Source organism: Nocardia salmonicida (assembly GCF_036142455.1).
GTDB classification, from domain to species: domain Bacteria; phylum Actinomycetota; class Actinomycetes; order Mycobacteriales; family Mycobacteriaceae; genus Nocardia; species Nocardia salmonicida.
In genome coordinates, this window is record NZ_CP108014.1 from 3,490,461 (window position 1) to 3,505,118 (window position 14,658).

Sequence of the window (14,658 nt, forward strand, 5' to 3'; positions counted from 1 at the left end):
TCTAGGCAACTCCGAAGAAGGTCTTGGCCTTCCGCACGGCCGCGACCAGTGCGTCGACCTCATCGAGGGTGTTGTAGACGGCGAACGAGGCACGCGCGGTGGCGGCGACACCGAACTTGCGGTGCAGCGGCCAGGCGCAGTGGTGTCCGACCCGGATGGCGACACCCTGGTCGTCGAGGATCTGGCCCACGTCGTGGGCGTGGATCCCGTCGACCACGAACGACACCGCGCCACCGCGATCGACGTTCTCGACCGGCCCGACGATCCGCACACCGTCGATACCGGACAGACCCTCGAGCGCGGCGCCGGTGAGCGCGTGCTCGTGGGCCGCGATCGCGTCCATGCCGAGTTCCTCGAGATAGCGCACCGCGGCGGCCAGCCCGACGACCTGCGAGGTCATCGGCGTGCCCGCCTCGAAGCGCTGCGGCGGCGGCGCGTAGGTGGTCTTCTCCATGGTGACGGTCTCGATCATCGACCCACCGGTGATGAACGGCGGCGTCTCCTCGAGCAGCGCGCGCCGACCGTACAGTCCGCCCACGCCCATCGGGCCGAGCATCTTGTGACCGGAGAACGCGGCGAAGTCGACACCGAGCTCGTGGAAGTCCACCGCCATGTGCGGCACCGACTGGCAGGCGTCGAGCACGACGAGCGCACCGACAGCCTTCGCCCGGCGGATCAGCTCGTCCACCGGAGCGACGGCGCCGGTCACGTTCGACTGATGACTGAACGCGAGAACCTTTGTCGCGGACGACAGTTCGAGCGAGTCCAGATCGATGCGGCCGTCGTCGGTGATGCCGTACCACGTGAGGGTGGCGCCGGTGCGACGCGCGAGCTCCTGCCACGGAACGAGATTCGCGTGGTGTTCGAGCTCGGTGATGACGATCTCGTCGCCGGGGCCGACCTTGTAGGGGAACCGGTCGTCACCGAACGCGTTGGCCACCAGGTTCAGCGACTCGGTCGCGTTCTTGGTGAACACGATCTCGCCGGGATCCGCGCCGACGAACCGGGCGATATCGGCACGCGCCTGCTCGTAGGAGTCGGTCGCCTCCTCCGCCAGCTGATGCGCACCGCGGTGCACCGCGGAGTTCCGGGTGAGCAAGAACTCGCGCTCGGCGTCCAGCACCTGCAGCGGACGCTGCGAGGTGGCACCGGAATCCAGGTACACCAACGGTTTCCCGTCCCGCACCGTGCGGTGCAGGATCGGGAAGTCGGCCCTGATCCGGGCCACGTCGAGGGCGGGCACCGTAGCGGTCATATCAGGCTCCAGCGGTCGCGGACGTGAAGCGCTCGTACCCGTTCGCGTCGAGTTCGTCGGCCAGCTCGGAGCCACCCTCGGCCACGATCTTGCCGTTGACGAACACATGCACGAAGTCAGGCTTGATGTAGCGCAGGATGCGGGTGTAGTGGGTGATCAGCAGCACGCCGCCGTCCGTACGCTCCTTGTAGCGGTTGACGCCCTCGGAGACGATGCGCAGCGCGTCGACGTCCAGACCGGAGTCGGTCTCGTCGAGGATCGCGATCTTCGGCTTGAGCAGACCCAGCTGCAGGACCTCGTGACGCTTCTTCTCGCCACCGGAGAAGCCCTCGTTCACCGAGCGGTCGGCGAAGGCCGAGTCGATATCGAGCTCCTTCATCGACTCCTTCACCTCCTTGACCCAGGTGCGCAGCTTGGGGGCCTCGCCGCGGACGGCGGTGGCGGCGGTGCGCAGGAAGTTCGACATCGAGACGCCGGGGACCTCGACCGGGTACTGCATGGCCAGGAACAGGCCGGCGCGGGCGCGCTCGTCGACCGACATGTCGAGGACGTTCTCACCGTCGAGGGTGATGGTGCCCTGGGTGACGGTGTACTTCGGGTGGCCCGCGATCACGTAGGACAGCGTGGACTTGCCCGAGCCGTTGGGGCCCATGATGGCGTGCGTCTCGCCCGACTTCACAGTCAGGTCGACGCCGTTGAGGATCTGCTTCGACTCACCCTCGGGGGTGGTGATCTCGGCGTGCAGGTCCTTGATTTCCAAGGTGGTCATCGAATTCGAATCCTTCGTTGCAGTAAGTGGTGTCAGATACCGACAGTGGCGAGCTCGGCCTCGATGGCCGCCTCGAGCCGCTCCCGGACCTCGGGGACCGTGACCTTCTGGATGATCTCGAAGAAGAAGCCACGCACCACCAGGCGGCGGGCGACGTCTTCGGGAATGCCGCGAGCGCGCAGGTAGAACAGCTGCTCGTCGTCGAAACGGCCGGTGGCACTCGCGTGTCCGGCACCGGCGATCTCGCCGGTCTCGATCTCCAGGTTCGGCACCGAGTCGGCGCGCGCGCCGTCGGTGAGCACCAGGTTGCGGTTCGCCTCGTAGGTGTCGGTGCCCTCGGCGGCCGCGCGGATCAGCACATCGCCGATCCAGACCGTGCGAGCGTCGCCCTTGTGCGAGGACGGATCGCCTTGCAGCGCACCCTTGTACAGCACATTGGACTTGCAGTTGGGCTCGGAGTGATCGACCAGCAGACGCTGCTCGAAATGCTGGCCCGCGTCGGCGAAGTACAGACCGAACAGCTCCGCTTCGCCACCGGGACCGGCGTAGCGCACGGTGCCCGACAGCCGAACCAGGTCGCCGCCCAGCGTGGCCGACACGTGGCGCAGGTTCGCGTCACGGCCGAGCTTCAGGTGATGCGCGGTGACGTGCACGGCGTCTTCGTTCCATTCCTGGACCGCGACGACGGTGAGCTTGGCGCTGTCACCGAGCACGAATTCGACGTTCTCGGCGTAGGTTCCGCTGCCGCGCTGGTCGATGACCACGGTGGCGACGGCGAAGTTGTCCAGGCGTACCTGCAGGTGACCGTAGGCAGTCTTGCCCTCACCGGGACCGGTGATGGTGACCGTCACCGGGTCCGACACCTCGGTTTCCGGGCCGACGGTGATCACGGTCGCCTCGGAGAAACCCGAATAGGCCTGAGCGGCGACACGATCGGCGGGGGTACCGGCCTGGCCGAGACGAGAGTCGGTGCGGCCCACCGTTTCCACGGTGACTCCGGCGACCTCGCTCACCTCGACCACTGCCTGACCATCGGCAACGGCGGTGCCGTCGTGCAGGCCGCGCAGCCGACGCAGCGGGGTGAACCGCCACGCCTCGTCGCGACCCGAGGGGATCTCGAACTGGTCGACGTCGAACGAGGTGAAGACCTCGCCCTTGTTGACCGCGGCGCCCGCGCCAGGATTCTGGATCGGCGTCTCGAGCGTCGACATCAGCCCACGGCCCCTTCCATCTGCAGCTCGATGAGCCGGTTCAGTTCCAATGCGTATTCCATCGGCAATTCCTTGGCGATCGGCTCCACGAAGCCACGCACGATCATCGCCATCGCCTCGTCCTCGGTGAGGCCGCGGCTCATCAGGTAGAACAGCTGCTCCTCGGAGACCTTGGAGACGGTCGCCTCGTGACCCATCGTCACGTCGTCCTCGCGGATGTCGACGTAGGGGTAGGTGTCGGAGCGGCTGATGGTGTCGACCAGCAGCGCGTCACACTTCACGGTCGACTTGGAACCGTGGGCGCCCTTGTTGATCTGGACCAGACCGCGGTACGACGCGCGACCGCCGCCACGCGCTACCGACTTCGACACGATGGTCGAGGAGGTGTGCGGGGCCAGGTGCAGCATCTTGGCGCCGGTGTCCTGGTGCTGGCCGGGGCCGGCGAACGCGACGGAGAGGACCTCGCCGTGCGCGTGCTCGCCGGTCATCCAGACCGCCGGGTACTTCATGGTGACCTTGGAGCCGATGTTGCCGTCGACCCACTCCATGGTGGCGCCCGCTTCGGCCTTGGCGCGCTTGGTGACCAGGTTGAACACGTTGTTCGACCAGTTCTGGATGGTCGTGTAGCGGCAGCGGCCGCCCTTCTTCACGATGATCTCGACGACCGCGGAGTGCAGCGAGTCGGACTTGTAGATCGGAGCTGTACAACCCTCGACGTAGTGGACGTAGGCGTCCTCGTCGACGATGATCAGCGTCCGCTCGAACTGGCCCATGTTCTCGGTGTTGATCCGGAAGTAGGCCTGCAGCGGGATGTCGACGTGCACGCCCGGCGGCACGTAGATGAACGAGCCACCCGACCAGACGGCGGTGTTGAGCGCGGAGAACTTGTTGTCACCGGCGGGGATGACCGAACCGAAGTACTTGTGGAAGATCTCCGGGTGCTCCTTCAACGCCGTATCGGTGTCGAGGAAGATGACGCCCTGCTTCTCCAGGTCCTCGCGGATGGAGTGGTAGACGACCTCGGACTCGTACTGCGCCGCGACACCGGAGACCAGACGCTGCTTCTCCGCTTCCGGGATGCCCAGCTTGTCGTAGGTGTTCTTGATGTCCTCGGGCAGGTCTTCCCAGCTCTCGGCCTGCTTCTCGGACGAGCGCACGAAGTACTTGATGTTGTCGAAGTCGATGCCCTCGAGGTTGGAACCCCAGTTCGGCATGGGCTTGCGGTCGAAGATGCGCAGCGCCTTGAGGCGCAGGTCGAGCATCCACTCCTCTTCGCTCTTCTTGGCCGAGATGTCGCGAACGACAGCCTCCGACAGGCCACGTTGGGCGCTGGCGCCTGCCACATCGGAGTCGGACCAGCCGTAACCGTAGGTGCCCAGCGAGGCGATGGTTTCGTCCTGGGTAAGCGGTTGTACCTGGTCGGTCGAGGTCGTCATTCGGCACTCCTTCCGGAGTCGTTCGTTCGTCCCGCCGCGGGCTGTGCGGCGGTTGGGATCTTCGGCACCGCGACCAGCGGTACGTGGGTGGTGCAGGCGCAATCACCGTTGGCGATCGTCGCAAGGCGCTGCACGTGGGTACCGAGCAGGTCGCGGAAAGCGTCCAATTCGGCGGCGCACAACTGCGGGAACTCCTCGGCGACATGGGCCACCGGGCAGTGGTGCTGACAGATCTGCACACCGGCGCCGACCTGACGGGTGGTGGCGGCGAAACCGGCCTCGGCGAACGCTTCCGCGATCTCCTCCACCTTCGCTTCGATCACCGGTGCGGTGTGGTCGGCGACGGGCTCGATGCCGTCGACGATCACGCGAACCCGCTTGCGCGCGAATTCGGCGATCGCGGCGTCGCCACCGATCTCACCGAGCTGACGAATCGCCGCCCCGGCCAGATCGTCGTAGGCGTGACCGAGATTGCCCCGGCCTGCCGCGGTGAGCTGGTACTGCTTGGCCGGCCTGCCGCGCCCCTTCTGCTGCCACGGCGCCGAGCGGCTCGCCCGAGCCTGACCCGCGTCGATGAGCGCGTCGAGGTGCCTGCGCACCCCGGCGGGCGCGAGGCCGAGTTCGGTGCCGATCGCCGTCGCGGTGATGGGCCCCTGCTCGAGCAGCAACTGGACGATGGCCGCCCTGGTCTGCCCTTCGTGCGCGGTCGCCGTGGGGACAGCGGACGACCGAGCGCCGGTCGTCTTACGACCGTCACTTTCCACGCCTGTCCGCAAACCCACGGTTTTCACAACACCAGTGTGGCGGAATTACTTCCTTAAATCTAATAAGGGTCGCCTGACAAAGGGTGCCCTGACCTGCGATGAAGATCATCGGGGAACTCTCCCGCCCGGCAAAACCCCAGGTGCGGCCCCTGTGGACCGATCGACGACGCATGACCAGGTGACCCATCGCACAGGTCTTCGACCGCGATCACCCGCTGCGCACCTGGTGCCGGAGAGTGCTTCACCACGCTCTCACGGCGTTGCTCGACGACGATATTCCCACCACAACCGAAGTGATCGACGGTCCAGGTGCGCTGTGGCGAACGAGGCGGGCGAGCGGCGTGGTCTGGCACGATGACAGGGTGTCGAACCCGCTCACACCCACGTGTGTCCGTCATCCCGATCGGCCTACCGGACTCGCGTGTACGCGATGCGGGCGGCCCGCCTGTCCTGAATGTCTGCGCCCGGCCGCGGTCGGGCAGCACTGCGTCGACTGCGTGCGGCAGGGGCAGCAGGATGTGCGTCCGGTGCGGACCGTCGGTGGGGCGCGTGCGGGCGCGGCGGTTCCGTACGTGACCTACGGGTTGATAGCGGTCAATGTGTTGCTCTATCTCGTCACCGCGGCCCAGGCCGGTAGTCCGATGGACAATTATCGCGGGTCGTCGGTATTCCGCGAGTTCGTCCTGGTGCCGCTGTTGGTCGCCGACGGCGAGTGGTGGCGACTGCTCGGGTCGGGGTTCCTGCACTACGGCGCGATCCATCTGCTGGTCAATATGTTCGCGCTCTATGTCGTGGGGCGCGATCTCGAGCAGGTCCTCGGCCGGGTCAGGTACGGGTGCGTCTATCTGGTCTCCCTGCTGGGCGGATCGGCCGCGGTGATGGCGCTGTCGGACTCGGTGACGGCGACCGCCGGTGCCTCCGGTGCGGTGTACGGCCTGTTCGGCGCCGTCACCGTGACGCTGATCCGATTGCGCCAGAGCCCGACTCCGATGCTGGTGGTCATCGGCGTGAACGTGCTGATCAGCTTCTCGATCCCGGGGATCTCGCTATGGGGTCACCTGGGTGGTCTGGCCGCGGGCACATTGAGCGCGCTCGGCATCCTGTTCGTGCCCGGCTGGCTGTCGGCCCGTGATCAGCGGTCCGCGCAGCGCATCGGCTGGGCGGCGCTCGGCGCGGTCGTGGTGGTCTGCGTGGCCGTGATCATCGCCTCGGTGCTCTCGTTGCGTCAGCAGCCGGTGTTCGTCGGACCACCGGCCGTCACCGCACCGACCCCCGCCGAAGCGCCCAGGTAGTCCACTCCGACATTGCACGACCGGCCGAGGGCCGTTGTAAGCGTTCGGACCGAGTCGTTCGGTGCGGCGGCCTTCTGTAATGATCACGAATGACCAGTGACCGCCTGGTGCTGCCGATATCGCGCGGTGACCTCAACGATCGGGCTCCGATGATAAAAAGAAGCTTCGCCGCAGGTTGCCTAGCGGTCAGTGCGACAGCGTTGGTTGCGTGTACGGGAAACTCCACCGAGGACCGCGCGAACACGGTCGTTTCGGCGACGACCGCACCCACGACCTCCACTTCGGTGCAGGTGCAGGTCCCGCCTGCACCGGTACAGACAGGCGCCATCCAGGTTCGGTTCGACCCCTGTGTCGGCGTGGGCGACGATCTGGTGACCCGGGCGGGATTCGACCCGGCCACTCGCGAAAGAGCTGCGGACGAAACCACATCCAGCCTCTTGACGACAATCGGTTGCCAATTCTGGCGTGAGGAATTCGTCGATGGTGAGAAGTATCCGACCGGCGGGTTAGGGGTGACGTCGAGCGACATGACGCTGGACGAAATCAGGCGCAACCCGGGCCACAGCATTTTCCACTCCGACCTGATCGGCGGGCGCGAGGCCGTGCTGTACCGGACTCCACAGGTCCCCAGCTCATGCACGGCGTCCCTCGAAGCCCCCGATGGCACCTTCACTGTGCGCCTTACCGTGCCTCCCGGTCCGGTTGCCGTGCCAGAGCCGTGTGACCAGATCCGCCAGCTTGCCGAAATCTTCAGCGAAGCCCTCGGCGGCAACTGATTCGGCGGTGTTGACACCCAATAGCCGTGCCCCTACAGTCCGACCACGACCGGAGCGGGAGTCCGGCGGTGGGGAAACGGCATTCGGCTCCGCCTAGTTGAGCAGCGCAGAGTGAGGGCGTAACACGGATGGCTGAAACATTCGCGGCGAATCCCAGCGAGATTGCTGGTCTCGGCAACCTCATCACCTCGATAGCTGAGGATGCCCAGGCGGTCTCAGCCTTCGTAGCGAAGGAGGGCAAGGCTGCTGATTGGCTCCACGGACCGATCATCGACACGCTGGTAAACCCCATCAATGACGCCGCCGATTGGATGTCCAAGCGCCACGGCGTGCTGGCGACTACCACCGCGAGCACCGGTACCGAACTCAACAAGGCCGCCTGGATGTATCACAGCCAGGATCAGAAAACCTACGCAGCGCTGAACGCACACACTGAATCCGGTGTCGCAGTGGGCGACAACGTCGAAGAGACCGGCGCCACGGCCGCCTACGAGGGTGCCGCTACGTACCCGAAGCCGAAGGAAGTCAAACTCGAACCACCATCGGCGAATAAAGATGACGTCATCGGTCTCATCGCAGATATCTTCCCCACGCTCGGCAGCGTGAACGAATCGATCAAGAGCATGACTCGGGCCGCAGGTAACGAACAAGATCCACTGGGCAAATGTTTGTCGCCGATTCCCGGCAACTGGTCCGAGATCCGCAGGCTCGGTGACGTCTACAAATCGGCTGGCAACGGACTCGAAGCATGCGGTGAGAACCTCGAATCCGGAGTCAAGCGAATCGACGGGAACACTGGCAACAGCCCGAACTGGGACGGTCAAGCCTCGGCAACGTTCACGGACTGGGTAACAAAGCAGATCGCCGCGATGAAGTGGGAAGGCCCTGTCGGTCGTGTTGTGAGCGACTGTGCGGGCGTGGTCGCCGATTTGATCAGGGACGGGATCAAAGCGATCATCGAAGGCCTGTGGGGGATGCTCAACAAGTATGTCGATTTCGACGACATCAAAGGTGCTCTAAAATCGGTCGCCAACATCTTGTCCGCGGCCGTCCCGGGGATGGGAGCTGCCCGGATCGCCAAACTCGTCGTTGACATCGCGACCATAGTCACCAACGCCATCAACACGGTTCTCAAGATCAAAGAGCTCGTCGAGGCTTTTCAGAAACTACTCGACTACATCAAGGATCCGGTAGGCAAGTTGACGGACAACGCGAAACAAAAGCTGGAGGATGCGGTCGCACCCGTCACCAAGCGGGTCGACCAGGCGACCCGAGCAACCGCTATCGGACAGGATCTCACGCGCATCGCCAACTACGGCGACACCACAAACCGGCCGACCGAGGGCTATGACACCGGTGCCGCACCGTGGGAGAACGCGAAATGACCCGGCCGCAGTGGGGCAGCATGCGGGAGCCGAACCTCGACGCCGAGGTGGAGGCTTTCGCGCGGAAGGTCATGGACGCGGCAGACGATCTACGCACGGCCACTATCCGCCTGACCAGCATAGATGTCGAAGAACTCTTCGACAGTGCCACCGAGGTGACCGAGGAGTTCATCTCGATGGTCGCCGGGATGGACACAGCGTCACCGGCACTGAAGGCCTACGCCGACAGAGTCGCCGCCGGCGAATGCCGATGGTGTGACATCGAAACACTCGCGCGTCCGGTTCCACCGGAGGTCGCCGAGATGAAAAGCTTGCCACAGGAGTTCACCTGGAAATGGACACCGGAACCCCCGCAAGCGCCGCCACCGCCACCGCCGCCTGCGTGGCCGCCCACCCCGCCGCCCACCGGCCGATTCCGACCAGGGGAGACCGTGGTCGGACCCAGCGACTGGTCGGATGAATTCGAGGATTACCCCGACGATCGGCGTTGGCGCTGAAACGCACCATGCCATTAATTCGTGTTCCGAGGCGCCGCTACCGTTGGCTCTTCAAATTTTTCGCTTGCTCGAGGAGTTCATATGGCGCGGTCGGGGAGACTGGTCAACCCGATGACGCTGGTGTGGATATCGGGTGTGGTGGTGGGTTCGGTGACCTTCCTCGGAGGCGCACTGAATCTCGGTATCGCACTGGCCCGATGGACCGGTTCCGACGTCGCCATGGCGCTGTTCTTTCCAGCGAGCCTGATACTGGGCGTCTGGGGATGGATGGGCGTCCTGGCCGGTGTTTGGCGGGTGCGGCGGGCTTATCTCCAGCGGGTCGGCAGCGAGGTGTCCGCAGTCGTGGTCGAGTCGGATCTGGAATGTGAACGCGGTAGAAGGCTGTTCAACTTCGATTCGTGGCGGCTCCAGATCGAAGCTCAGTTCCCGCACCCGGATTCCGGCGCGGAGGTCCAGGTACAGAAGCAGTTCTTGTACCACCAGTTCCGCGTATCCAAGGCACGAGCAATGAGTGAACGGCTGAGCATAGGGGCCCCGGTTCCCCTCGTCGTTCATAAGAAGTCGGCCTTGATCGACGTTCCGAAGCGGCCCCTGTGGATCGATATCTGGTGATGTGCGGATCGGTGGGGACTGCTCGATGAAACTGTGGTCCACGAGGCGGAGAACGTCCGGTCCGGTTCGCGGATGCCCCGGTCGCTGCCGCGTCGACTCGGTCGCGGCCGCAACGGTCCCGTTCGACCGCCCGAGGGTAATCGTGTCCGCGCACACTAGGCTCTGACTTCGTGGCAGTACTGGAGGGCGCGGCGCGCAAGACACTGGCGTTCGGGCGTAGAGCTCTCGGGCTCGACGTGTCGGCGCCCGATCACACCGTCGCGGTGCTGCATCGCGACGAGACCGAGGTCCCCGGGCTCGACAAGCGCGAACGCGCGCAACTGGACCGGATCCGGCTGATGGGCGCGACCGGTGCGGTGCTCATGGCGATCGCGGCGCTCGGCATCGGCGCCCAGCCGGTGCATCAGAATCCGGTCTCGGGCGTTCGCGTGCTCGGCATCTTCGCGCGCGCGCACACCGGCTCACTGGCAATGTGCATGTTCGGCACCGCGCTGGTGATCGGAGCGTGGCTGCTGCTGGGGCGCTTCGCCATCGGCAGGCTCGCCGGTTCGCCACTACACCGGCTGAGCCGCTCGCAGCTGGATCGCACGCTGCTGCTGTGGATCATTCCGCTGTCCGTGGCGCCGCCCATGTTCAGCAACGACGTCTATTCCTATCTGGCACAAAGCGAGATCGCCGCGCGCGGCATCGACCCCTATTCCGAGGGTCCGGTCGCCGGACTCGGGATCGACAATGTGCTGACCAACAACGTGCCGACGATCTGGCGCGATACGCCCGCGCCGTACGGTCCGCTGTTCCTGTGGATCGGGCGCGGTATCGCGGAGCTGACCGGGGACAACATCATCGCGGGGGTGTGGGTGCACCGGCTACTGGCGCTGGCCGGTGTAGCGCTGATCGTGTGGGCGCTGCCGCGGTTGTCGGTGCGCTGCGGGGTCGCGCCGGTGAGTGCGCTGTGGCTCGGCGCGGCCAATCCGCTGGTGCTGTTCCACCTGGTCGGCGGCGTGCACAACGACGCGCTCATGCTCGGCCTGATGCTGGCCGGTGTGGAGCTCATGCTCCGCGCGGTCTACGGCGAGGGCGGCAGACCCGACCGGCTGACGGCCACGAATCTGCCACCGTTCGATGCCCGCGCCTACGGGCTGCTGATCGGTGGCGCGGTGGTGATCACGCTGTCGTCGTCGATCAAACTCACCTCCATCATCGCGCTCGGGTTCGTCGGGATGGCACTGGCCAGACGCTGGGGCGGCTCGTTCGTCGCCATCGTGAAGGCCGCCGCGCTGCTGGGCGTCATCGCCGTGGCGACAACGCTTTTCATCGGATTCGCCAGTGGTCTCGGCTTCGGCTGGGTCCACACCCTCAGCGTCGCCAACGCCGTCCGGAGTTGGATGTCGCTGCCGACCATCATCGGAATCGTCACCGGATTCGGCGGCGTGCTGCTCGGCCTCGGCGATCACACCACCGCGCTGCTCTCGATCACCCGCCCGATCGCGGGCTTGGTCGCGGTCTTCGTGACCGTCCGCATGCTCGTCGCCACCAGCATGGGCAGGCTGCATCCGGTCGGTGCGATGGGCGTGTCCCTCGCGGCGATCGTGCTGCTGTTTCCGGTGGTCCAGCCCTGGTACCTGCTCTGGGCCATCGTGCCGCTGGCCGCGTGGGCCACCCAGCCGGTGTTCCGCGTGCCCGCTGTCGCGTTCTCGGCGGTGGTCTCGATGTTGGTGATGCCGCGTGGCGCGGAATTCCAGGTCTTCCAGATCATCGGCGCCGCACTCGCCGCCGTCGTGTGCTTCGCGCTGTTCTTCGCGCTCACCCGGCACACGCTGCCATGGCGGGCACAGGCGGGGGTGTCGGCTCCGTCACAGGAGGGCACGGCTTACCGTGTGAGATCGTGACAAGTCGCCCTGGACCCGCCGTTAGCGTCGACGGTGTGGTCAAGCGCTATGGCGAGACCACCGCAGTAGACGGTCTCCGGTTCGACGTGGAGCCCGCCCAGGTGTTCGCTCTGCTCGGCCCCAACGGCGCGGGCAAGACCACCACCGTCGAGATGTGCGAAGGCTTCGTGCGCCCGGACGCGGGCACCGTACGCGTCCTCGGCCTCGACCCGATCGCCGACTCCGAGCAGTTGCGTCCGCGCATCGGCGTAATGCTGCAGGGTGGCGGCGCCTATCCCGGCGCCCGCGCCGGGGAGATGCTCGATCTGGTCGCGGCCTACTCGGCCGATCCCATCGATCCCGATTGGCTGCTGTCGACGCTGGGTCTGCAGGACAACCGCCGCACCCCCTATCGACGCCTGTCCGGTGGTCAGCAACAGCGGCTCGCACTCGCCTGCGCGCTGGTCGGCAGGCCCGAGATCGTCTTCCTCGACGAACCCACCGCCGGTCTGGACGCCCAGGCCAGGCTGATCGTCTGGGAACTGATCGACGCCCTGCGCCGCGACGGCGTGAGCGTCGTGCTCACCACACACATGATGGACGAGGCCGAACAGCTCGCCGATCAGCTCGTCATCATCGATCACGGGCAGATCGTCGCCCAGGGCACTCCCGCCGAGGTCACCGCTCATGGCGCGGCAGGCCAGCTGAGGTTCTGCGCCCCACCGAAACTCGACCTGAACCTGCTGACATCGGCTCTCCCCGAAGGCTTTTCGCCGCGAGAGACGACGCCGGGCACCTATCTCGTCGAGGGCGAGATCAACCCGCAGGTGCTGGCCACCGTCACCGCGTGGTGCGCCAGGATGGACGTGCTGGCCACCGACATCCGCATCGACCAGCGTCGCCTCGAAGACGTCTTCCTCGAACTGACCGGACGGGACCTGCGCGGATGAGCGAGACCACCAGCCGTTTCCGGCCCGGCACCTTCACGCCCGACCCGCATCCGGCCACGCGGGCGGCGATGCTCACGGCGCAGACCGGGCTCGAGCTGAAACTGTTGTTGCGCAACGGCGAACAGCTGCTGCTCACCATGTTCATCCCGATCACCCTGCTCATCGGGCTCACCCTGTTGCCGTTCGGCGACCTCGGCGAGCACCGGGTCGACCGGATCGTGCCGATGGTGATGATGACCGCGGTGATGTCGACCGCGTTCACCGGCCAGGCCATCGCCGTCGGCTTCGACCGCCGCTACGGCGCCCTCAAACGCCTCGGCGCGACACCGCTGCCCCGCTGGGGCGTGATCGCGGGCAAGTGCGCGGCCGTGCTGATCGTGGTGGTGCTGCAGGCGATCCTGCTCGGCGCGATCGGCGTCGCGCTGGGATGGCGGCCCGGTATCGGCGGACTCGCCCTCGGCGCGCTGGTGATCGCCCTCGGCACGGCCGCCTTCGCGGCGATGGGGCTGTTGCTCGGCGGGACGCTCAAGGCCGAGGTCGTGCTCGCGCTGGCCAATATCCTGTGGTTCATCATGCTCGGCATCGCCAGCCTGGTCCTCGTCGGCGACACCCTGCCCACCGCGCTGACCGTGATCGCGCGGCTCATCCCGTCCGGTGCGCTGGCTTTCGCGCTGGACACGGCCTTGACGGGGTCGATCGACTGGTTCGGAGTGGCGGTGCTCGCGGTGTGGGGCGTGGTGTGCGGCTGGCTCGCGACCCGGCTCTTCCGGTTCCACTGACGTGACCAACGACGCACTGTAGTAGCCCTGGTATCAGCGCCGAATCCTCGGCCGGTACCATTCCTGACGTGCTGTATCGCGCCTTCATTGGCCTCGTCGACCGGCTACCGCTCCCCTCGCTGCGGGTGCAGCGGCTCATCGCCGTCGCGGTGATCCTGAGCCAGGCGGGCATCTCGGTGACCGGCGCCATCGTGCGCGTCACCGCTTCCGGCCTCGGCTGCCCGACCTGGCCGCAGTGCTTCCCCGGCAGCTTCACCCCCATCGGGGTGTCGGAAGTGCCGGTCCTGCACCAGACCGTGGAGTTCGGCAACCGGCTGCTCACCTTCGCGGTGACGCTGTGCGCCGCGCTGATCGTGCTGGCCGTCGTCCGGGCGCGCAGGCGCAAGGAAGTTCTGGTCTATGCCTGGCTGATGCCCGGCGGCACCGTCGTGCAGGCCGTGATCGGCGGAATCACCGTGCGCACCGGCCTGCTCTGGTGGACGGTGGCGGTACACCTGCTCGCCTCGATGGCGATGGTGTGGCTCGCGGTGGTGCTGTACGCCAAGATCAGCGAACCCGACGACGGCATCGAGACCGTCCAGGTACCCGCTCCCCTGCGTTGGCTCACCGCGCTGTCCGGCGTGGCGCTCGCGGGTGTGCTCGTCGCGGGCACGCTGGTCACCGCCGCCGGACCACATGCCGGCGACAAGAGCATCGACCGACAGGTCGAGCGACTGGAAGTCGAGATCGTCACGCTGGTGCACCTGCACTCGCAGCTGCTGATCGGCTACCTCGCGCTGCTGATCGGACTCGCCTTCGGCCTGTACGCCGTCGGGATGTCGGCGGCCATCCGCAAGCGGTTGTTCGTGCTGCTCGGGCTGGTGCTGGCGCAGGCGCTCGTCGGCATCGTCCAGTACTTCACCGATGTGCCCGCCGCGCTCGTCGCCATCCACGTCGGTGGGGCCGCGGCCTGCACCGCGGCGACCGCCGCACTGTGGGCGTCACTGCATACGCGCGAGAAGATCGACGCGCCTGCCTTGTCGCAGCCTTCCCCGCGCTGACATCCGACCACCTCGAACAACGAA

General features: G+C 66.3%; 14 protein-coding genes. 9 read left to right on the plus strand and 5 right to left on the minus strand.

The annotated features are described in order from the left end of the window. Position 1 precedes the first annotated feature (1 nt). Genes OHS03_RS16565 through OHS03_RS16585 form a run of 5 tightly spaced genes read right to left on the minus strand, consistent with a single transcriptional unit; the run spans position 2 to position 5,462 of the window. The gene (locus OHS03_RS16565) at positions 2-1,255 is read right to left on the minus strand and encodes a cysteine desulfurase (RefSeq protein WP_328663820.1); all 1,254 of its coding nucleotides are present in this window, start codon (positions 1,253-1,255) and stop codon (positions 2-4) included. Between the two features lies 1 nt (position 1,256). Continuing rightward, complete coding sequence (gene sufC, locus OHS03_RS16570) at positions 1,257-2,024, minus strand: Fe-S cluster assembly ATPase SufC (RefSeq protein ID WP_056810390.1); 768 nt, start codon at positions 2,022-2,024, stop codon at positions 1,257-1,259. A gap of 32 nt (positions 2,025-2,056) precedes the next feature. Further along, on the minus strand, positions 2,057-3,235 hold the full coding sequence (gene sufD, locus OHS03_RS16575) for a Fe-S cluster assembly protein SufD (RefSeq protein WP_056810393.1): 1,179 nt from the start codon (positions 3,233-3,235) through the stop codon (positions 2,057-2,059). Further along, positions 3,235-4,671 (minus strand): Fe-S cluster assembly protein SufB, encoded by a 1,437-nt coding sequence (sufB, locus tag OHS03_RS16580; protein WP_062983114.1) that lies wholly within the window; start codon positions 4,669-4,671, stop codon positions 3,235-3,237. The genes sufD and sufB overlap by 1 nt, the downstream gene beginning before the upstream one ends. Continuing rightward, positions 4,668-5,462 carry a helix-turn-helix transcriptional regulator gene (locus OHS03_RS16585; protein ID WP_328663821.1) on the minus strand — a complete coding sequence of 265 codons (795 nt, stop codon included), beginning with the start codon at positions 5,460-5,462 and terminating at the stop codon, positions 4,668-4,670. Before OHS03_RS16585 ends, sufB begins: the two co-directional genes overlap by 4 nt. A gap of 314 nt (positions 5,463-5,776) precedes the next feature. Between OHS03_RS16585 and OHS03_RS16590 the strand changes: the two genes are divergently transcribed. The 9 genes from OHS03_RS16590 (at position 5,777) to OHS03_RS16630 (ending at position 14,634) form a co-directional block, all read left to right on the plus strand. After that, a complete protein-coding gene (locus OHS03_RS16590) occupies positions 5,777-6,727 on the plus strand; it encodes a rhomboid family intramembrane serine protease (RefSeq protein WP_328664263.1) in 951 nt (316 codons plus the stop codon). 89 nt (positions 6,728-6,816) lie between these two features. Next, positions 6,817-7,503 carry a DUF3558 domain-containing protein gene (locus OHS03_RS16595; RefSeq protein WP_328663823.1) on the plus strand — a complete coding sequence of 229 codons (687 nt, stop codon included), beginning with the start codon at positions 6,817-6,819 and terminating at the stop codon, positions 7,501-7,503. A gap of 128 nt (positions 7,504-7,631) precedes the next feature. Beyond that, a complete protein-coding gene (locus OHS03_RS16600) occupies positions 7,632-8,888 on the plus strand; it encodes a hypothetical protein (RefSeq protein ID WP_328663825.1) in 1,257 nt (418 codons plus the stop codon). Then, positions 8,885-9,385 carry a hypothetical protein gene (locus tag OHS03_RS16605; RefSeq protein ID WP_328663827.1) on the plus strand — a complete coding sequence of 167 codons (501 nt, stop codon included), beginning with the start codon at positions 8,885-8,887 and terminating at the stop codon, positions 9,383-9,385. The genes OHS03_RS16600 and OHS03_RS16605 overlap by 4 nt, the downstream gene beginning before the upstream one ends. An 81-nt stretch (positions 9,386-9,466) precedes the next feature. Further along, complete coding sequence (locus OHS03_RS16610) at positions 9,467-9,997, plus strand: hypothetical protein (RefSeq protein ID WP_328663828.1); 531 nt, start codon at positions 9,467-9,469, stop codon at positions 9,995-9,997. A gap of 170 nt (positions 9,998-10,167) precedes the next feature. Beyond that, positions 10,168-11,886 carry a polyprenol phosphomannose-dependent alpha 1,6 mannosyltransferase MptB gene (gene mptB, locus OHS03_RS16615; RefSeq protein WP_328663830.1) on the plus strand — a complete coding sequence of 573 codons (1,719 nt, stop codon included), beginning with the start codon at positions 10,168-10,170 and terminating at the stop codon, positions 11,884-11,886. Beyond that, positions 11,883-12,815, plus strand: coding sequence for an ABC transporter ATP-binding protein (locus OHS03_RS16620; protein ID WP_056810401.1), 933 nt, complete (start codon positions 11,883-11,885; stop codon positions 12,813-12,815). Before mptB ends, OHS03_RS16620 begins: the two co-directional genes overlap by 4 nt. Beyond that, a complete protein-coding gene (locus OHS03_RS16625; protein WP_328663833.1) occupies positions 12,812-13,594 on the plus strand; it encodes an ABC transporter permease in 783 nt (260 codons plus the stop codon). The genes OHS03_RS16620 and OHS03_RS16625 overlap by 4 nt, the downstream gene beginning before the upstream one ends. A 68-nt stretch (positions 13,595-13,662) precedes the next feature. Next, positions 13,663-14,634, plus strand: a complete 972-nt coding sequence (locus tag OHS03_RS16630) for a COX15/CtaA family protein (RefSeq protein WP_328663834.1) — start codon at positions 13,663-13,665, stop codon at positions 14,632-14,634. The last annotated feature ends 24 nt before the right edge of the window (positions 14,635-14,658 follow it).